A 20011-nucleotide genomic window follows, 5' to 3' on the forward strand; every position below is an offset into this window, starting at 1 on the left:
CCGGCTCGTGAAACGCACAGAAAATACGGCGCGCTCATGGCCGCGCAGAGACGCTCTCCACTATGAATGACTTGGCAAGTGAACCCATGACCGCCTCTCCTAATTCCCTCGGGCTGGACTTCAACACTCCGGCCCTGCAACGCAAGCGCCGCATACGCGCCTTCAAGGATCGCCTGGCACGCTGGTGCGTGTCGATTGGTGGCCTGGCCGTACTGGGCGCCATCACCCTGATCTTCTTCTACCTTGCCTATGTCGTGCTGCCGATGTTCCAGGGCGCAGACATCGAGAAGCGCGATGCCGTACAGCCAGCCTGGCTGGCCGATGCGGGCACCCCGCTGTTGATGTCCCTGGAAGAACAGAACCAGGTCGGCATGCGCCTGGCGAGCGACGGCAAGATCCAGTTCTTCGATGCCAGGAGCATGGAGGCACTGACCAGCGTCGAACTGCCTCTGCCTGCAGGCAGTGAGGTGGTGTCCGTCGGCGAAGATCAGCCTGGCAGCCATCGCGTTGCCCTCGGCCTCTCCAATGGTCAGGCGCTGGTGTTCGAGCACACCTATCGCATCTCTTACCCGAATGATGTGAAGACCATTACCCCGGCCATCGTCTATCCGTTCGGCGAAGCGCCGCTCGATATCGACCCGCAAGGCCGTCCGCTGGAGCACATGGGCATCAGCGTGAACAGCGGTACGCTGTTGATCGCGGGCTCCGTGGGTAGCGAGCTGCAGGTTCTGAGCCTGAGCCGTGAAGAGAACATGATGACCGGCGAAGTCAGCACCAGCGAGGAGCGCCTGGCGCTGCCGCAGATTGCCGAGCCGATCAAGGAATTGACCATCGACCCACGCCAGCATTGGCTGTTCGTGGTCAACGGTCGCGCCACCGCCGATGTATTCGACCTGCGCAGCAAGGCCCTCAACGGTCGCTACAAGTTGCTCAACGATGGCAATCGCGAAATCACCTATGCAACCTCGCTGCTGGGCGGCATCTCGCTGCTTACTGGCGACAGCAGCGGTGGCATCCAGCAGTGGTTCATGGTGCGTGACGAAGACGGTAACTCTTCGCTCAAGCTAGTTCGTGAATTCAAGATGGCCGACAGCCCGGTCACTCAGATCATTTCCGAAGAGCGCCGCAAGGGCTTCATCGCCCTGGACGACGCGGGCAATCTGGGCATCTTCCACAGCACTGCGCACCGTACCCTGCTGGTCGAGCCGGTCGCCGAAGGGCATAACATCGCCGCGCTGTCGCCGCGTGCCAACCGCGCCCTGGTCGAAGCCAACGGCAAGATCGAGCGCATCCTGATCGACAACCCGCACCCGGAGATTTCCTGGAGCTCGCTGTGGGGCAAGGTCTGGTACGAGAACTACGACAAGCCGGCCTACGTCTGGCAGTCGACCTCGGCGAACACCGATGCCGAGCCAAAGCTGAGCCTGGCACCGCTGGCATTCGGTACCCTTAAAGCCGCTTTCTACGCCATGTTGCTGGCCGCCCCGCTGGCCATTGCCGCGGCGATCTACACCGCTTACTTCATGGCGCCGGCCATGCGCGGCAAGGTCAAGCCGGTCATCGAGCTGATGGAAGCGCTGCCGACGGTGATCCTCGGCTTCTTCGCCGGTCTGTTCCTCGCACCCTATGTGGAGGGGCACCTACCCGGCATCTTCAGTCTGTTGATCTTCACGCCAATCGGCATTCTGCTGGCGGGCTTCCTGTGGAGCCGCCTGCCTGAGTCGGTACGTCTGCGTGTGCCGGATGGCTGGGAAGCGGCGCTGCTGATTCCGGTGATTCTGCTGGTCGGTATCGTCTCGCTGAGCATGAGCGGCTACCTGGAGAACTGGCTGTTCGACGGCAACATGCGTGCTTGGCTGAGTGATGACCTGGGCATTCCGTTCGATCAGCGTAACGCTCTGGTCGTCGGTCTGGCCATGGGCTTCGCGGTGATCCCGAACATCTACTCGATCGCCGAAGACGCGGTGTTCAGTGTGCCGAAGAGCCTGACATTCGGCTCTCTGGCCCTGGGCGCCACGCCGTGGCAGACCCTGACACGCGTGGTGATCCTGACAGCCAGTCCGGGTATCTTCTCGGCGCTGATGATCGGCATGGGCCGTGCTGTCGGCGAGACCATGATCGTGCTGATGGCCACCGGTAACACGCCGATCATGGACATGAACATCTTCGAGGGTCTGCGCACCCTGGCAGCCAACGTGGCGGTAGAGATGCCTGAGTCGGAAGTGGGCGGTACCCATTATCGGGTGCTGTTCCTCTCCGCCCTGGTGCTGCTGTCGTTCACATTCGTCATGAATACGCTGGCCGAGCTGGTGCGTCAGCGCCTGCGCGTCAAGTACGCTTCGCTCTGAGGACTGCAAGACTATGTCCGTGAAACAGCACAACATGAAATCCTGGTTCAAGAGCGGTTCGCCCTGGATCTGGATGAACGCCGGTGCGGTATCGATCGCCATCATCATGACCTTGGGTCTGCTGTCAGTGATCGCCACCCGTGGTCTGGCCCACTTCTGGCCGTCCGACATCATCGAGGCCACCTACCAGATCCCTGGCCAGGAAGCCAAGATCATGGCGGGCGAAGTGGTCCAGAAGGAAGAGATTCCCCGTGCCCGCCTGGCCTCCGCTGGTCTGCCGGTGAATGTCGAGGGCGGCGAGTTCATGACTCGCGAACTGCTCAAGGTCGGCAACCGCGATCTCTATGGCGCCGACTTCTCCTGGGTGGTTGGCGAATGGCTTGGTGAGCAGCGCAAGCCCGCAGACCTGACCGCCTTCGAGCGCCGTGAGTGGGGCAACTTCTACGGCTACCTACTCAATGTCAAGGAAGACGGCAAGCTGGTTGCTGAAGGTGATGCCGCCTGGTCGGAGCTGCAGAAGCGTATTGATCGTGTCGACGATCTGCACGGCCAGATCGTGCAGCTCGAGAAGCGTGATATTGGCCGCATCAACGCCGGTCTCGAGCGCGTCCGTCTACAGACCCGCAAGCTGGAACTCAGCGGTCAACTGACTGAGGCGGCCCAGGCCGACCTCGACGCCGAACGGGCCCGCTGGGATGCCGAGTACAAGGTGCTGGAAACCGAGCTCAATGCCCGCCACCAGCAGTTCAATCGCGACAGCATGACCGTTCGTTCGGCCGATGGCCGTGAGCAGGAAATCAGCCTCGGTAAAGTGGTTCGTGCATTCCGTCCGAACGCCATGTCGAGCCTCGACAAGCTCAGCTTCTACGGCAGCAAGCTGTGGGAGTTCGTCAGCGATGATCCGCGTGAGGCCAATACCGAGGGCGGCATCTTCCCGGCGATCTTCGGCACCATCATGATGACCCTGATCATGGCGGTCATCGTCACCCCGTTTGGTGTGATCGCAGCGATCTACTTGCGTGAATACGCCAAGCAGGGGCCGCTGACCCGGGTCATTCGTATCGCCGTGAATAACCTGGCCGGTGTTCCGGCGATCGTCTACGGCGTGTTCGGTCTGGGCTTCTTCGTTTACGTGCTCGGCGGTTCCATCGACCGGCTGTTCTTCCCCGAGGCCGCTCCGGCACCGACCTTCGGTACTCCCGGCCTGTTGTGGGCCTCGCTGACCCTGGCGCTGCTCGCCGTGCCGGTGGTGATCGTCGCCACCGAGGAAGGCCTGGCACGGATTCCGCGGGCGCTGCGTGAAGGTTCTCTGGCGCTGGGTGCCACCAAGGTCGAAACGCTGTGGCGTGTGGTGCTGCCAATGGCCAGCCCGGCGATGATGACCGGACTGATCCTCGCCGTGGCCCGCGCTGCTGGTGAAGTGGCGCCGCTGATGCTGGTCGGTGTGGTGAAGCTGGCCCCGAGCCTGCCGGTGGATGGCAACTATCCTTACCTGCACCTTGACCAGAAAATCATGCACCTAGGTTTCCATATTTATGACGTCGGCTTCCAAAGCCCCAACGTCGAAGCTGCGCGACCGCTGGTTTATGCCACTGCGCTGCTGCTGGTAATGGTCATCGCGATTCTCAACCTGACGGCTGTCTACATGCGTAACCGTCTGCGCGAGAAGTACAAGGCCCTGGATCATTAAGGCGGCTGCAGGCCGTAGCGTGAAGCGTCAGGCGCAAGCCGGCTCACGCTGCAGCTTGAAGCCTGTAGCCCCCGAAGGAGATTATTCATGCAACACGAAACCGCTTCCCACGGCATCGATATCTCGGCTCTTGGCCGTGACAAGCAGAGCCTCAACCTGGCCAACGAAACCGTGGCCATCGAAGTGCCGGGCCTGAACCTGTTCTATGGCGACAAACAGGCCCTGTACGACGTCAAGATGAACATCCCCAAGCAGCGCGTGACAGCCTTCATCGGCCCGTCCGGTTGCGGCAAGTCGACCCTGCTGCGTACTTTCAACCGGATGAACGATCTGGTCGACGGTTGCCGTGTGGAAGGCGAGATCAACATCGACGGTCGCGACATCTACCGCAAGGGTGAAGACGTCGCCGAACTGCGCCGTCGCGTTGGCATGGTGTTCCAGAAGCCTAACCCGTTCCCCAAAAGCATCTACGAGAACGTGGTCTACGGCCTGCGTATCCAAGGTATCAACCAGAAACGCATCCTCGACGAGGCCGTGGAATGGGGCCTGAAGAGCGCGGCGTTGTGGGATGAGGTCAAGGATCGCCTACATGAATCAGCCCTCGGTCTTTCCGGTGGTCAGCAGCAGCGCCTGGTGATCGCCCGTACCGTGGCAGTGCAGCCGGAAGTGCTGCTGCTCGATGAGCCGTGCTCGGCCCTCGACCCGATCTCCACGTTGAAGGTCGAAGAGCTGATCTACGAACTCAAATCCAAGTACACCATCGTTATCGTTACCCACAATATGCAGCAGGCGGCGCGGGTTTCCGATTACACGGCGTTCATGTACATGGGTAAGCTGATCGAATTCGGCGACACCGATGCGCTGTTCACCAACCCGGCCAAGAAGCAGACGGAAGACTACATCACCGGCCGCTACGGCTGATGCCATGGCAAATACTCCCTGGCTTTGTCGGGCTCGCTTGCCGTACTACTCGTACTGTCAGCGCACGCCCTTCGCGCCGGTGAGCATTTTCCAAGGGCCTTGGTGCTGAGATAAACGTGGAAGGTGCGGGCGCACCATGGCCACTCAAGCGTAGCTTTCGCGGAGCGAAACAGATGATCAACAAAGACAGCCTGACACATCATATTTCCCAGCAGTTCAACGCCGAGCTGGAGGAAGTGCGCAGCCACCTCCTGGCCATGGGCGGCCTGGTCGAGAAACAGGTCAACGACGCCGTCACTTCGCTGATCGAGGCCGACTCCGGCCTGGCTCAGCAGGTGCGCGAGATCGATGACCAGATCAACCAGATGGAGCGCAACATCGACGAAGAGTGCGTACGCATTCTCGCCCGTCGTCAGCCGGCGGCTTCGGATCTGCGCCTGATCATCAGCATTTCCAAGTCGGTGATCGACCTGGAGCGCATCGGCGATGAAGCGACCAAGATCGCCAAGCGCGCGATCCTGCTGACCGAGGAAGGCGAGTCGCCGCGCGGCTACGTCGAGGTTCGCCACATCGGTGATCAGGTGCGCAAGATGGTGCAGCAGGCGCTGGACGCTTTCGCTCGTTTCGATGCCGATCTGGCGCTATCGGTAGCGCAGTACGACAAGACGGTCGACCGCGAATACAAGACCGCGCTGCGCGAACTGGTCACCTACATGATGGAAGACCCGCGTTCGATCTCCCGCGTGCTCAATGTGATCTGGGCACTGCGTTCGCTGGAGCGTATTGGCGATCACGCGCGCAACATCGCCGAATTGGTCATCTATCTGGTACGCGGCACCGACGTTAAACATATCGGTCTGACCCGCATGCAGGAAGAAGTACAGGGTGGCGCCAAGGAGTGATCCTGGCTGCTCTGGCACCCTGAGAGTGCGTGGATGCCCAGCATGGGTTGGCCAGCTTCAGGTGTTCCCGCAGGCTTGCGCTTTAGTGTTGGCCTTAGGCCAGTGCTGGCGTCTATGCTAATGACCATTCGAGGGAGTGGTCGATGAGCAAAGTCAGTGTATTGGTGGTGGACGACGCCACCTTTATCCGCGATCTGGTGAAGAAGGGGCTGCGCGACCATCTTCCCGGTGTCCAGATCGAGGAAGCGGTGAACGGGCGCAAGGCCCAGCAGGTGCTCGGTCGTAATCCGATCGACCTTATCCTCTGCGATTGGGAAATGCCGGAGATGTCCGGCCTTGAGCTGCTGCAGTGGTGCCGTGAACAGGAAGCGCTGAAGGGTGTGCCGTTCATCATGGTCACCAGCCGTGGCGACAAGGAAAACGTCGTGCAGGCCATTCAGGCCGGCGTCTCGGATTTCATCGGCAAGCCGTTCTCCAACGAGCAACTGATCACCAAGGTCAAGAAGGCCCTGCAGCGCAGTGGCAAGCTGGCGGGGTTGATGGCCGCTGCACCGCCGAAAATGCTCAGCAGTGGCGCCTTCGCCAATGATTCGCTGTCGGCGCTGACTGCCGGTAAGACCGAGGTAGTGCGCCCGGCCAGCGCTGCACAGCCTGCGGCGGCGTTCAGCGCCAGCCCCGCGGTTGCCAAGGCCGCGCCGAATACGCCGATGGGGCGCAGTCAGGGACAGCTGCGTTTACCTGGTGGCACGATGGCTTGTGTAGTCAAGGCTCTGAGCCTCAAGGAAGCGTTGCTGGTGGTCAAACGCGGTGAGCTGATCCCACAAGTGCTGGAAAGCGTGGTGCTTGATCTGGAGCAGGGCGAATCGTCGGAAGTGGCACGGCTCAACGGCTATTTGCATAGCGTGGCTGCCTTCGAGCCGAAGCCCGACAGTGAATGGCTGCAGGTTGTGTTGCGGTTTGTCGACCGCGATCCGCAGAAGTTGGATTACCTGTCACGGTTGATCGCCCGTGGTACCACCCAGAAACACTTCACGCCAGGCGGTTGAGTCACGCCTGAGCATCGACGCGCTCTTCACTTGCAAGCCGAGTAGCGCGCCTACTCGGCTTGCTCCTTATGCCACGTCGTTAAGATGCGGCTGCCAGGATTCTGGAATCTGTTCCAGCCTTGGATAATGGATTGCCTCCAACTCTAGGTGCGGCAGCAGGAATGGGGTATGCCGCAGGTGCTCCGGTAGGCTGCGTAATTCCGGAATCCACAAGCTTACGTACTCGCCTCGAGGATCATACTGGCGGGCCTGCCTGAGTGCGTTGAACGTGCGCTTGAGCCGTGGATCACTGCCAGCCCCGGCGAGGTAGGCCCAGTTGCCCCAGTTGCTGGCCGGGTCATAATCGATCAGGTGTTCCTCGAACCAGGCCGCGCCATGACGCCAGTCCTGTTGCAGGTCGCTGACCAGGTAGCTGGCGACCACCTGCCGCCCCCGGTTGGACATGTACCCTGTCGCGATCAGCTCGCGCATGTTGGCGTCGACCAGTGGCATGCCGGTGCGTCCATGCGCCCAACGCTCGAAGCGTTCGTCGATCTGCTGTGGAGCGCGTTCGGTGGCCTTCAGGCCACCGGCCTCAAAGAGCGCCTGGCCGTGACGCTGCAATGTGCAGCGGAAGAATTCACGCCATAGCAGCTCCAACCACAGCCAGTAAGTAGACTCATTGGCGCCGTGGAGTGCCTCATGACGGCGTAACTCGGCGGCGGCACGGCGTGGAGACAGGCTGCCGTTGGCCAGCCAAGGCGAGAATTTTGACGAGTACTCGCTGCCGATCATGCCGTTACGGGTTTCCTTGTAGTGGCGAACGCCTTGGCTGTCCCATAGGTAATCACGCAAGCGTGCTTGAGCGGCGATTTCGCCACCCGAAAAGGGGAATGCGCTAGGCGCAATGCTCAGCGTATCGCCAAGCCCGAACTGGGATTGGGTCGGCAAGCCGAAGGCCTGCGCATCGACGCCATCTGGCAGCGGCGGCAACTGATCGGGTGCGGCCTGGGGTTGGAAGACGTACTGGCGCGTATCGATCAGCGTCCGGAACTGGCTATACACCTGGGGCAATTGCTGCAGAGGGCATGGCAGTTCGGCTTCGCTGAACAAGCTGTTGCCTTGCGCCGTACGCAGGGGAACGGAGCCAAGGCCCTCGCGTACACGGGCAATCTGGGCGATCTCCTGTGGAGCGATCTCGTCGAGGGTCAGAACCTGCTGCAGGTCGAATTGTTCGACCATCTGCACGATCATCTCTTCTGGTTTGCCCATCAGTACCAGAAGCTTCGAGCCGCGTTGGCGCAGGGCACTGTCGAGTGCCGTCAGGCTTTCCAGCAGAAAACGCGCACGCTGGACGCCAATGCGTCGGCTACCGAATGCGTCCAGCTGCAGCAACGCTGGGTCGAGCACGTACAAGGGCAGAAGGTGTGTGGCACTAAGGGCCGCCTGCAGTGCGGGATGATCGTCGAGGCGGAGATCCTGTTTGAACCAGAGCAGCGCACGCATGGAATGTTCTCTCATAGTGGACTCACTATGGATTGCTGAGAGGTATGACAAGTTCAGCGCCGTCTGGCGCCGACCGCTGGTAGGTCGAGGCTGGTAATACGACGGCGCATTGCTGACAGACGTCGGCGGTTACAGCCACTAGACTGTGCGGCTGTTTTCAGGAGCCCGAACATGGACATCTTCAGCATCGCCGTGCTGCTTTTTCTGGTCACCGATCCGTTCGGCAACATCGCTATCTTCATTGCCGCTTTGAAGAACGTCGCCCCTGAGCGGCGCTTGCGGGTGGCCGCGCGTGAGCTGTTGTTCGCCCTGGGATTGCTACTGCTGTTCCTTACCTTTGGTGACAAAGTGCTTAGCTCGCTGGGCCTGTCGCGGGAGGCAACCGCGATCGCGGGCGGTATCATCCTGTTCGTCATCGCCATGCGCCTGATATTTCCCAGCCCGAACGGCGTGCTCGGGGATGTCCCAGACGGTGAACCGATGCTCGTGCCGCTGGCCACGCCTGCAGTGGCCGGGCCATCTGCACTAGCGGTGCTGATGACCTTGCGCAATACCCACGAAGGCGAGCTCTGGGAGCTCTACCTCGCGCTGATCCTGGCCTGGGCCGCGACAGCGTTCATCCTGTTGCAGGCTTCGTTCCTGCAGCGTTTCCTTGGCCCTCGCGGGCTGACCGCAGTGGAGCGGCTGATGGGCATGTTGTTGATCATGCTCAGCGTCGACATGCTGTTGGACAATCTACAAAGCGTATTGCATATCCAGCCATGAAATTCTTCAGTCTTACCTTGTTCGCCCTTCTGCTCGCTGGCTGTGCCAGTGGGCTTCGTATCGATCACAGCTACACGTCCAGCGGCCAGAGCAGCCGGGTGCAGTACATCGTGCTGCACTACACCTCGGCGGATCTGCCACGATCCCTGGAGCTGCTGACCAAGGAAGAGGTCAGTGCCCACTATCTGATCAATGCGGTGCCGCCGACCATCTACCAACTGGTCGACGAGAATCGCCGTGCCTGGCACGCCGGGGTCAGTGAGTGGCAGGGCCGCACCTGGCTCAACGGCACTACCATCGGCATTGAACTGATCAATCAGGGCTACTTCGACACGCCCAAGGGCCGTTACTGGCAGCCTTACGCCCAACAGCAGATCGACACGCTGATCGTGCTGCTCAAGGACATTATGCAGCGCCACCAGTTGCCGCCTGGCAGCATCATCGGGCATAGCGATATCGCACCACAGCGCAAGGTCGATCCGGGCCCACTGTTTCCCTGGAAGCAACTGGCCGATGCCGGCCTGATGCCTTGGCCGGACGCCGCCGCAGTCGCGAGCGAGCAGGCCGTTTACACCCTCAGCCTGCCAGACGTCGCATGGTTCCAACAGCAGTTAGCCGTGCAGGGCTACGTGGTCCCGGATAGCGGCGTGCTCGACGAAGCGACCCGCAACGTGATCCGCGCCTTCCAGATGAAGTACCGGCAAGCGCTCTACGATGGTCAGCCTGATGCGGAAACGGCGGCGCTGCTGTTGGTGCTCAATCGCATGAGCAAGGCATAGCGCTGAATTGATGGGGGCAGGCGCCGTGACGGTGGCGCCGTACCTTGTTTTCCCGCTACAGCGGTAAGGACATATGGAATCGCGCGCCCTGGCCTGGGTGGGATTCGGCGCCGATGCGGCCGCCATGCAACTGGACGATTTCCTTGCACAGCGCCAGGCCGAGCCCGGCGCCGCCTTTCTTGCGGCCAATCTGCACAAAGGGCTCGAACAGCCTGGCCTGCTGGCCATAGGCAATACCTTCGCCCTCATCCTCGATACTGATCAACAGCCGCTCATCTTGGCGTTGCGCCAGCAGGCGAATGGTGCCGGCTTCTGGGCTGTGGCGCAGCGCGTTGTCGATCAGGTGGTCGAGCACGCGGTCGATCTGTGTCCGATCAAGGTGGATGCGCGGTAGCGCCTCACCGGCTTTCAGCACCAGGCTGATCTGCTGTGCTTGCGCTTTACCCGTGTGCCGTTTGGCGGCCTGTTCGAGCAGGTCGGGAATGTCGCAAGGTGCCAACTCGAGTTTTTGCACGCCGCTCTGGTAGCGGGAGAAATTGAGCAGGTCTTCGATCAGGTGCACCAGACGTTCCATTTCCTCGTCGACGATACTCACCAGATCCGCTTCCCGGGACTCCTCCGCGAACTTGCTGCGCTCACGCAGCAGGCCGAACGCCATGTGCATGCCGGTTACCGGGGTGCGCAACTCGTGGGAGGCGCGCAGCACGAATTCGTTCCTGGCCCGTTCGAAGGCACGCTGTTCGGTCACGTCATGCAGCACCATCACGGCGCCGAGGATATGCCCCTGGCCCTGGCTGACCGGTGTCAGGCTGTAGTTGAGCAGGCGGGTTTCGCCGTTCGCCTCGACCTGCAGATCTGCCAGCCGCTGCTCCAGGCTGTGGCCCTGCAGTACGTGCTGCAGTTGGTCATCCAACTCCGGGCGCGCCAGGGCCTGGCTGGGGCTCTGGCCGAGGGGCTGGTCATGCCAGCCGAGCTGCCGCTGGGCGACCGGATTGAAGTGTTCGAGCAGGCCATCGCGACCGAAGATCAGCAGGCCGTCGTCGATGCTGTCGAGTACTGCCTGCAGACGGTGCTGCTCAGCCATCAACGCCTCGACGTTGCTGCTCTTGAGCTGGCGCAGGCTCTCCGCCATGAGACCGAAACGGCGGCTCAGCGCGGACAGTTCGGCAACCGGGGTAATTGGTAAGGTCACCTGAAAGTCGCCGCGGCCAATCTGGTCTGCAGCGCGGGCCAGCGCATCGATCGGCTGACCGACTCGGCGGGCGATGGTGTGCGCGGTGATGAAGCCGATCACCAGCACCGCGAGGCCGACCAGCCCCAGTAGCCCGGCGATCAGCCAGGCACGGTCGCGGGATGCGGCTTCCGACTGCTGTACGGCCGTCACGTAGCTCACCTGCAAGGCGTTGAGGCGGTCGCGGACAGTCTCGATGGTTCTGGCGAAATCATCGTTGGTAAGCAGTTGGTGGCGTACGGTCAATGGATCTTCGAGAAGTTGACTGAAGTTCTGGTAGGCGGCCTGGATATCGACGATCGCCTGACGATCCGCTTCTGTCGGACTCGCATTCAGGCCATCGTCAATCCATTTGCGGATGCGCAGATCGGACTCCTTCAGGTTCTGCACTGTCTGCTGATTGAAATCCTCGCCAAGCATCAGAAACAGCTGTTTGCCCAGTTCTTGGCGCAGATCGAGACTGTCGCTGATAACCTCCAGGTTGTGGGTGAGTGTGCGGTTTTGTGATTGGGTGAGCTGTAGCACGCTAAAAATACCCAGCATCAGCCCCAGCAAGGCTACGGTGAGCAGGGCGCTGGTGCTGAGAAAAAGCTTGCTGCGCAGCTTCATAGGCCGAGCTGCTTACGTTTTCGATACAGCGTCGAAGCATCGATACCCAGTGTTTTTGCGGCTTGATCAAGGGTATCGCTGTTGGCCAATATCGCCGAGATATGGGCCTTTTCCAGTTCTTCGAGGCTGAGGTCGGCACCGACGCGTGGGGCGCTGCTGGTTGTTGGTGCGCTCATCCCCAGGTGGCCGACATCGACCCATTCGCCGGGGCAGATGATGCTGGCGCGTTCGATCACGTTGCGCAGTTCACGAATGTTGCCGGGCCATTGATAGTCGAGCAGTGCCTTCAGCGCTTCCTCGCTGAAACCGCGTGCTGGGCGGGCGTAATCCTTAACGAAACGGGCAAGGAAGCGGTCTGCCAGGGTAAGGATATCGTCCGCGCGTTCGCGCAGTGGCGGCAGGTTCAGGGTGATGACGTTCAGGCGGTACAACAGGTCTTCGCGGAAATGTCCTTCCTTGACCATTTCAGCGAGGTCACGGTTGGTCGCTGCGAGGATTCGTACGTCGGCGTGGCGGGTCACCGGGTCGCCCACGCGCTCGTATTCCTTGTCCTGGATGAAGCGCAGCAGCTTGGGTTGCAGGGTCAGCGGGAAGTCGCCGATCTCGTCGAGGAACAGCGTGCCGCCGTCGGCCTGGTTGACCCGCCCCAGGGTACTTTCGCTGGCCCCGGTAAAGGCACCGCGGCTGTGGCCGAACAGCTCGCTTTCCATCAGCTCGGCAGTCAGCGATGGGCAGTTGATGGTAACGCAGGATTTCTTCGCGCGGCGGCTCCAACCGTGGATGGCACGCGCCAGTTCGCCTTTACCGGTGCCGGACTCGCCGAGGATCAGGATATTGGCATCGGTGGTCGCTACCTGCCGTGCGGTTTCCAGAATCGCCATCATCGCTGGGCTATGCGAATCGATGCCGTCGCTGGGTTTGCGCACCTCGCCTTCCAGGGCTTCCAAGCGCGCGGATAGCTGGCGCACCTCCAACTGTTTGGCAGCAGCCAAGCGCAACTGATCCGGGCTGCATGGCTTGACCAGGTAGTCGGCGGCGCCGGCTTGCATCGCATCCACGGCGCTATCAATGGCCGAATGCGCAGTCACGATCACCACGCGCATCCAGGGCGCGAGGATGCGCATCTGCGCGAGCACATCCAGGCCGTTTTCATCGCCCAGGCGCAGGTCGAGGAAGCACATATCGAACACTTGCCGTTGCAGCAGCGACTCGGTTTGCGCGGCGCTGTTGGCGGTGGTGACCTGGTAGCCCTCGTCCTCCAGGCAATAGCGGAAGGTACGCAGGATAGCCGCTTCGTCGTCGACCAGCAGGATGCGCCCGCTCTGACCTGTTGCTTCCATTTACGTGCTCCATGGGGTGGATGGCAGAGATTAGTCCAGAAATCTTCGTGCAAGTTGCACGGCCAGTATGACGTGATCTTGCATCGTGCAAGCGGCCAGCTGCCATGACTTGGATTTAACCGGCTGATTTTAGTTGGTTTTTATTTTTTTGGCGGCTGGCATAACGCTTGCGACGTCCTTCTGACCGCTTTGCTGCGGGATTTTTGAATTACAGGAGGAGGCGTTACATGCTGTTGAGACAATCCGCACTGGCCATGGCCATCACCGGTCTTATCACCCTGGCACCGCTTGCACAGGCGGCTGAGGAGGGAATTGACCGGCAGTTGAGCGATGCCCGGCAGCAGGGTGCCATCGATACGGCATTCGCTTTGAACCGACACCTGAGTCCTTTCGAGATAGTGGTCTCGGTGGAAGACGGCACCGCCACCCTGAGGGGCGTGGTGGAAAACTCCGCTGAGCGCGAGCTGGCCGCCGAGCTGGCGGGCAGCATCGAAGGCGTCCGTGAGGTGAGCAACGATCTTGAAGTCGACCCAGACATAGAGGTTGCTGTCGTCGACGAGCAGGCGCGAATCACTACTGAAAAGACGCTGGCCCAACGCTTCGATGACGCCACCCTGGCAGCTACGGTCAAATCCAAGCTGCTGTGGAACAGCAACACCGAGGGCCTGGACATTCAGGTGCGTGCCGAAAACGGCGTGGTCAGCCTCAGCGGCAATGCCGGTACGCCGGTGGCCAAGGAGCTGGCCGGTGAGCTCGTCACCAATACCGAAGGCGTTCGCGAGGTGCACAACCACCTCAGCATCAACACGGCCGACAGTGCAGCGGCCGAAGCGCAGAACGCTGCCAATGATGCGGCCGCCTCGATCAGCGACACCTGGATCACCGGCAAGGTGAAGTCCAGCTTCCTGTACAGCCGCAACCTCGACAGCCTGAACATCAAGGTCGATACCCGCGAGGGCTTCGTGAGCCTCAGCGGCACCGTGTTGAGCAATGCCGAGAAGCGCCTTGCCGTCGAGACCGCGCGCAACATTCGTGGCGTGCGCGGCGTCGATGCCGACGCCCTGCGCATCGCCAGCTAAAGAGCAGCAAGGGAGGTGGTCGCCAGCGACCGCCATTCTATGCAGTGCCGCTGACGGCACTGCCTATAAAAGACAGGAACATCGCCATGAACAACAAGACCGAGCAACTCAACGAACTGATCGCCATCATCCGTGACGGCCAGCGCTTCTACGAACACGCCCATGATGAGGTCAAGGACGTGCGCCTGCAGGCGCTGTTCCGTGACATGTCGCAAACCAAGAACCAGGTGATTCAGGCCCTGTCGGTCAAGGTCGCTGCCAATCAGGAAGAGCCGACGTCCAGCGGTACGGTGGTGGGCAAGCTGCGCCAGGCTTATGCCGACGCGCGTGCCACGTTGTCCAGCGATGAAGAAGCCACTTATGTGGCGCAACTGGAAGAGGCGGAAGATCGCATCCTGCATGCTTTCGAGGATGCGCTGGAGAGCGCCGAGCCAGACGTGCGTGCATTGCTGGCCGTGGAAATGCCCAAGGTGCGTGCCTGTCATGACCGTATGCGTGATCTGAAGCACGCCATGTAAGCCGGTTGGCACAGGGATGTGCCGCCTTTTTCGTCGTGCAGAACGCCCGAGCTTTGTAACGTGATCGTGCAGGATGCCAATGATGGCACTTGGTTTTGTTTTTTAAATTGTTGATTTATAAGGATTTTATTTTTTATTAGAGCTGGCACGCAGGCTGCAATTCTATAAGTCATGAAAAGAACGCTAAGCCGTTCGGCAACGATTTAAAGGAGCTTCAGATGAACCTTCACCGCGCCCACACCGAGATCCTGATCCTAGCGGTCGCCGCTGTCCTGGTTTTGTTGTTGAGCGTGTCGTTCAAGGCTCCCCAGTCGCAAGCCGTCGAACCGCAAGTCTCCAGTCAGGTTCATGTGCCAGTCACCGTTCAACCTGCTGCTGTCTCTGCTGTTCCGGCCTCCTTTCAGACAGTAAGCCAGACCGTAAGCGTGCAAACCACCGGTGATTGGGTACGTGCTGACACCGTGGAAGCGCCAGTCAAGCAAACCCGTTGGGTGTTCTGAGACGCCTGCCGATTTTTTAACTGTTACACCCGTAAGACCTCAAAAAACCAAGGAGAAACGCCATGCTGAGTTGGGCCATTACCTTTCTGATCATCGCCATTGTCGCTGCCGTTCTGGGCTTCGGTGGTATCGCAGGCACTGCCACAGGTATCGCGAAAATCCTTTTCGTGGTGTTCCTGGTCATGTTCATCGTTTCGTTCATCATGGGTCGCCGCCCTCGGGGTTAGGCCATGACGATGAATCGATTCAAGACGCTCGTTGCCGCCCTGATGCTGGGCGGTAGCGCGGCGGCCTTGGCCGCCAACGATGGTGAATTCCGCCTCAACGACCTGCTCGGGAGCAATTCTGACTATCGTGAAGCATGGAAGGAGCTCATCCAGGATGAGGAGCGTTTGCCCGAATGGGTGATCAACCTCAGTGGCGTGGCTACGCCCATGAAGACGCTGGAAGAAGACGGCGACCAGTACCTGGTCGGGCAGTTGTGCGAAACATCCAACTGTTTCAATCAGCGCCTCTACGTTGCCTTCACCCCGGACAAGGATGACGCGTACGCGCTCTGGGTGCAGTTGCCCGAAGGTTTACCGGAGGACAAGACACCCAGTGAGCATGCTGATCTGCGTTGGCTCGGTGAGCCGGACGACGGAGTCAAGCAACTGCTACAGGAACAGTTGAAGAAAGACCCCAACTGGTACTGATGCTGCTGACGGCGCCTTCTGGCGCCGTTGCTCTATCTGTAATCCGACAAAATCACTGTCTCTCGTTTGTCACTTCCCTTACCTGGCCGCGTTATCATCAGCCGCTATGTTCTAGGGGGTGACGTATGCTCAACGGTCTGTGGCTGAGCTTTTTCGTGGTAGCAGCGGTAGCGGGGCTCAGCCGCTGGTTGCTGGCCGACGATCCAGCCGTATTCGCCGCGATGGTGGAAAGTCTGTTCGCCATGGCCAAGCTGTCGGTCGAGGTGATGGTGTTGCTGTTCGGCACGCTGACCCTGTGGCTTGGGCTGTTGCGTATCGCCGAGAAAGCCGGCCTGGTGGATGCACTGGCCCGGCTGCTCGGCCCGCTGTTCGCCCGGCTTATGCCTGAAGTGCCGCGTGGCCATCCAGCGCTTGGTTTTATCACCATGAACTTCGCGGCCAATGGCTTGGGCTTGGATAATGCCGCCACGCCCATCGGCCTCAAGGCCATGCGCGCGCTGCAGGATCTCAACCCAAGCAGCACCACAGCGAGCAACGCGCAGATTCTCTTTCTGGTGCTCAATGCCTCATCGCTGACGTTACTGCCCGTCACTATCTTCATGTACCGCGCTCAGCAAGGCGCGCCTGACCCGACGTTGGTGTTTCTGCCTATTCTGCTGGCGACCAGTGCGTCGAGCCTGGTCGGCCTGTTCTCCGTGGCCATCATGCAGCGCCTGCGTCTGTGGGATCCGGTGGTGCTGGCCTACATGATTCCCGGCGCATTGCTGTTGGGCGGTTTCATGGCGCTGCTTGCCGGCATGTCCGCTACTGCACTAGCGGCCCTGTCGTCTTTGCTGGGTAATCTGACGCTGCTTGGGGTGATCGTCGCATTCCTGGTGATCGGTGCGTTGCGCAAGGTGCAGGTCTACGAGCAATTCATCGAAGGAGCCAAGGAAGGCTTCGACGTGGCCAAAAGTTTGCTGCCTTATCTGGTGGCGATGCTCTGTGCGGTTGGTGTGCTGCGCGCATCCGGGGCGTTGGAGTTCGCGCTTGATGGTATTCGCTGGCTCGTTGCCTGGGGCGGCTGGGATACCCGCTTCGTCGATGCGCTGCCTACGGCGATGGTCAAGCCATTCTCCGGCAGTGCGGCGCGGGCGATGTTGATTGAAACCATGCAGAGCCAGGGCGTCGATAGTTTCCCGGCGCTGGCTGCAGCGATCATTCAGGGCAGTACCGAAACCACGTTCTACGTGCTGGCGGTGTACTTTGGCGCCGTGGGCATCCAGCGTGCCCGGCATGCGGTGGGTTGTGCACTGCTGGCCGAGTTTGCCGGCGTGGTGGCCGCCATTTCCGTCTGTTATTGGTTCTTCGGCTGAGAGCGGCTGAGATCGCTCAACTGCCTGCCGGGCGTGGTGGCTGATCTGCGTGCTCGGCATCGGGCTCTGCTTGCGGTTCAGGTTCAGGTTCCGGTGCTGGGTCGGCCTGCGGCTCAGGCTCAGGCTCAGTTTCTGGCGTGGCCGCGGGCTCTTGCACTTCTGGCGGCGCCTGCTTGGAGCCTGCTGAAGGACTCGCTGGCGCACCCGCATCGGGCGTTACCGCGAAGCGCAGCACGCCGATCATCTGGCCTGCTTCGGTCAACACCTGAATCTGCCAGTCACCCTCCACGTCCTGCGGGAAGTTCTTCTTGTGCGTCCAGGCGCGGTAGCCTTTTTCGCGACCACCGTGGATATTCAGAGCGATACGTTCCAGTTCGCGACCTTCATGTTCCCAGACGTGGTAGATGCGCTCATCCAGTCCACGCGGCGCATTGATCGCCGTGTAAGCGTACAGGCCACTGCTGCGCAGCTGGCTGACGCTGAGTTCTTCGATGCCTTCGCCGGGCGAGCGATTCTGGTTGTCGAATTCAGTGGTGATAGCCACCTCGGTCAGCCACAGCGTGGCCGGAGGCACCCAGGTACGCCCCAGCCAGCCAACAGCGCCGATGGCCAGCGTCAGGCCGACCAGCAACAGACCGCGCCACCATTTACGCACGGTGATGATGCTGAACAGGCTCGGGAACGACAGCAGTACGGCCGCTGCCAGCGAAAACTGATAGCTCTCGGTGGTGTTGAGCTTGAAGATGATTGGCAGCGCCGTGAGCAGCACGGCGAACAAGGCCAGCGTGTGATACGCGAGGAAGATCCAGCGCCGTGGTGCCAGCCACTTGTAGTAAAGCGGGTCGATGATCGAGACCAGCGCCGCGCCTGCCAGTAACCCACTGAACATTGCCTGGCCACTGTTCCAAGTGGTGGTGATAAAGAAGAACGGTAGGACGAAGAACAGACTTTCCTGGTGGATCATCTGTGTGGCATAGCGCAACAGCGGGCGGGGTAGCTCGAAGCCGAAGCGGGCGGCGATGCGCTCGCGCAGCATATTCTCCAGAATCAGCCAGAGCCAGCTGATCAGCATCACCAGAGCGAGCACCTTGGCCAGCCCGGCCTGGCGGTCGACCAGTACGAAGCTCGCCACCCCGGAGAGAAAACCGAATACAGCGATGGCGCCCGGATGGCGCTGCATCAGCGCGATGATCCGGAAAACGAGATTTTTACTGGAGGTGATAAGAGGCAAGGCGGCTCTGATAGTGATCAAGAACGATGCGCAGGATACTGTATTTGCCCGAACCTGAGGCTTCCGCCGATCAGGCGCGGCTAATGTTCACAGCCTGGCAAACCGGCCGATTGAGCGCAGCAAGGCGATAGCGGACGTTCGATTTGGTGGGCTTCAGCCCACCAATTGATGGCTCCCACGCTCCAGCGTGGGAGCCCAGGCCAGGGTGCTTTGCCTCGCTTGGCCTCGACATCGGACGCAGAGCGTCCCTGCAGGCATTCCCACGCGAAGCGTGAGGAACGATCAGATCGAACCCCGCAGCAGATGACCGCTTTCGCCTTTCTGCGGCCGCAGAGTGAATCAGCCGTGTCCGCTCTCAGTGAGCACCCGCGGCCTTGTTCAGGTCGCTCTCGTTCCAGCTGTCGTACAGGCAGGCATCGCTGGCGGCCCAGCGTACACGCGCCTGGGCGCCGGGCTGCAGGGGTTGCAGGCCGCTGCCCATGGCTTTGAGGGTCAGGTGGCAGCCGCCGGGTGTGACCACGTGGCAGGTCAGGCTCTCGCCCAGGAACACCACTTCGGTGACCTGCACGGGGATCTCGTTCCAGCCGGCTGGCAGCGGCGTCTGCGCAGCGACTTGCTGCGGCAGCACCTGGGCTTTTTCCGGGCGCAGCATCAGCAGCACGTCCTGATCGTTCTTCAGGTTGGCGGTCGGGGTGATCGACAGGCTCTGCTGCTCGAACTGCACGGCGGCCTGGCCACTGACCTTCGGTCCGCAGGAAGTTGGAGTTGCCGAGGAAGGAGGCGACGAAGGCGTTTGGCGGGTTCTGGTAGAGGTCATAACCGCTACCCAGACCGACGATCTTGCCGTGGCTGAAGATAGCGATGCGCTGTGACAGGCGCATCGCTTCTTCCTGATCGTGGGTCACGTAGACGATGGTGATGCCCAGGCGCCGGTGCAGGTGACGCAACTCGTCCTGCAGGTCTTCGCGCAGCTTCTTGTCCAGCGCGCCGAGGGGTTCGTCCATCAGCAGGATGCGCGGTTCGTAGACCAGCGCGCGGGCAATCGCCACGCGCTGTTGCTGGCCGCCGGAAAGTTGCGCCGGACGGCGGTGCGCGAACTCGCCGAGCTGCACCAGCTTGAGCATGGCCTCGACCTGGCGCTGCTGCTCGGCAGTACTCAGTTTGCGGATCGCCAGGGGAAAGGCGATGTTCTGGCGCACGTCGAGGTGCGGAAACAGCGAATAGCGCTGGAACACCATGCCGATATCGCGCTTGTGCGGCGGCACGTTGACCAAGGATTTGCCCTCGACCAGGATCTCCCCGGAGCTGGGGGTTTCGAAGCCGGCCAGCATCGACAGCGTGGTGCTCTTGCCCGAGCCGCTGGAGCCGAGGAAGGTGAGGAATTCTCCCTCCTGGATCTCCAGGGAAATGTTATCCACAGCGGTGAAGTCGCCGTAATGCTTGTTCAGGTTGCGCAGGCTGACCAGCGTCTGTGGTGCCCGGTTTTCTTGGATGACAGCACTCATGAAATTCTCCTC

17 protein-coding genes and 1 pseudogene are annotated in these 20011 nt (G+C 60.9%); 13 read left to right on the forward strand and 5 right to left on the reverse strand.

All coding sequences use genetic code 11. The annotated features are described in order from the left end of the window. The first annotated feature begins 62 nt into the window (after positions 1-62). From ACZ0AI_RS18600 to ACZ0AI_RS18620, 5 genes are all read left to right on the forward strand, one after another. Entirely contained in the window at positions 63-2348 is a 2286-nt protein-coding gene (locus tag ACZ0AI_RS18600; protein WP_463563142.1) for an ABC transporter permease subunit, read from the forward strand. Positions 2349-2361: 13 nt separating this feature from the next. Beyond that, on the forward strand, positions 2362-4038 hold the full coding sequence (pstA, locus tag ACZ0AI_RS18605) for a phosphate ABC transporter permease PstA (protein WP_463563143.1): 1677 nt from the start codon (positions 2362-2364) through the stop codon (positions 4036-4038). An 87-nt stretch (positions 4039-4125) separates the two neighbouring features. Next, on the forward strand, positions 4126-4959 hold the full coding sequence (gene pstB / locus ACZ0AI_RS18610; RefSeq protein ID WP_463563144.1) for a phosphate ABC transporter ATP-binding protein PstB: 834 nt from the start codon (positions 4126-4128) through the stop codon (positions 4957-4959). 173 nt (positions 4960-5132) lie between these two features. Then, positions 5133-5861, forward strand: coding sequence for a phosphate signaling complex protein PhoU (gene phoU / locus ACZ0AI_RS18615; protein WP_225836376.1), 729 nt, complete (start codon positions 5133-5135; stop codon positions 5859-5861). Positions 5862-6004: 143 nt separating this feature from the next. Next, positions 6005-6907, forward strand: coding sequence for a response regulator (locus ACZ0AI_RS18620; RefSeq protein ID WP_463563145.1), 903 nt, complete (start codon positions 6005-6007; stop codon positions 6905-6907). Positions 6908-6973: 66 nt separating this feature from the next. Here ACZ0AI_RS18620 and ACZ0AI_RS18625 read toward each other — a convergent pair whose 3' ends face one another. Further along, positions 6974-8407 carry a DASH family cryptochrome gene (locus ACZ0AI_RS18625; RefSeq protein ID WP_463563146.1) on the reverse strand — a complete coding sequence of 478 codons (1434 nt, stop codon included), beginning with the start codon at positions 8405-8407 and terminating at the stop codon, positions 6974-6976. 156 nt (positions 8408-8563) lie between these two features. Here ACZ0AI_RS18625 and ACZ0AI_RS18630 point away from each other — a divergent pair, with 156 nt between their 5' ends. Together ACZ0AI_RS18630 and ACZ0AI_RS18635 are read left to right on the forward strand one after the other, a co-directional pair. Continuing rightward, positions 8564-9157, forward strand: coding sequence for a MarC family protein (locus tag ACZ0AI_RS18630; RefSeq protein ID WP_463563147.1), 594 nt, complete (start codon positions 8564-8566; stop codon positions 9155-9157). Then, positions 9154-9936, forward strand: a complete 783-nt coding sequence (locus ACZ0AI_RS18635; protein WP_463563148.1) for an N-acetylmuramoyl-L-alanine amidase — start codon at positions 9154-9156, stop codon at positions 9934-9936. The genes ACZ0AI_RS18630 and ACZ0AI_RS18635 overlap by 4 nt, the downstream gene beginning before the upstream one ends. Positions 9937-9991: 55 nt before the next feature. Here ACZ0AI_RS18635 and ACZ0AI_RS18640 read toward each other — a convergent pair whose 3' ends face one another. Then, positions 9992-11776, reverse strand: coding sequence for a KinB sensor domain-containing domain (locus ACZ0AI_RS18640; protein WP_463563149.1), 1785 nt, complete (start codon positions 11774-11776; stop codon positions 9992-9994). Then, positions 11773-13116 (reverse strand): sigma-54-dependent response regulator transcription factor AlgB, encoded by a 1344-nt coding sequence (gene algB, locus ACZ0AI_RS18645; RefSeq protein ID WP_463563150.1) that lies wholly within the window; start codon positions 13114-13116, stop codon positions 11773-11775. The genes ACZ0AI_RS18640 and algB overlap by 4 nt, the downstream gene beginning before the upstream one ends. A gap of 227 nt (positions 13117-13343) precedes the next feature. On the opposite strand from algB, the gene ACZ0AI_RS18650 reads away from it, so the two are divergent. From ACZ0AI_RS18650 to ACZ0AI_RS18675, 6 genes are all read left to right on the forward strand, one after another. Then, complete coding sequence (locus ACZ0AI_RS18650) at positions 13344-14195, forward strand: BON domain-containing protein (RefSeq protein WP_463563151.1); 852 nt, start codon at positions 13344-13346, stop codon at positions 14193-14195. 86 nt (positions 14196-14281) lie between these two features. Then, complete coding sequence (locus tag ACZ0AI_RS18655) at positions 14282-14713, forward strand: PA2169 family four-helix-bundle protein (protein ID WP_463563152.1); 432 nt, start codon at positions 14282-14284, stop codon at positions 14711-14713. 218 nt (positions 14714-14931) lie between these two features. Then, positions 14932-15213, forward strand: coding sequence for a hypothetical protein (locus ACZ0AI_RS18660; RefSeq protein WP_463563153.1), 282 nt, complete (start codon positions 14932-14934; stop codon positions 15211-15213). Positions 15214-15275: 62 nt separating this feature from the next. Continuing rightward, entirely contained in the window at positions 15276-15440 is a 165-nt protein-coding gene (locus ACZ0AI_RS18665; protein ID WP_013789335.1) for a DUF1328 domain-containing protein, read from the forward strand. Between the two features lie 3 nt (positions 15441-15443). After that, positions 15444-15908 carry an inhibitor of vertebrate lysozyme family protein gene (locus tag ACZ0AI_RS18670; RefSeq protein ID WP_225836351.1) on the forward strand — a complete coding sequence of 155 codons (465 nt, stop codon included), beginning with the start codon at positions 15444-15446 and terminating at the stop codon, positions 15906-15908. Between the two features lie 125 nt (positions 15909-16033). Beyond that, complete coding sequence (locus ACZ0AI_RS18675) at positions 16034-17263, forward strand: nucleoside recognition domain-containing protein (protein ID WP_463563154.1); 1230 nt, start codon at positions 16034-16036, stop codon at positions 17261-17263. 16 nt (positions 17264-17279) lie between these two features. On the opposite strand, the gene ACZ0AI_RS18680 is transcribed toward ACZ0AI_RS18675, so the two are convergent. Together ACZ0AI_RS18680 and ACZ0AI_RS18685 are read right to left on the reverse strand one after the other, a co-directional pair. Continuing rightward, positions 17280-18485 (reverse strand): DUF5924 family protein, encoded by a 1206-nt coding sequence (locus tag ACZ0AI_RS18680; protein WP_463565973.1) that lies wholly within the window; start codon positions 18483-18485, stop codon positions 17280-17282. 364 nt (positions 18486-18849) lie between these two features. Continuing rightward, a pseudogene (locus ACZ0AI_RS18685) lies at positions 18850-19999 on the reverse strand (ABC transporter ATP-binding protein). Positions 20000-20011: the final 12 nt, after the last annotated feature.

It is taken from the genome of Pseudomonas sp. AC355 (assembly GCF_979258205.1).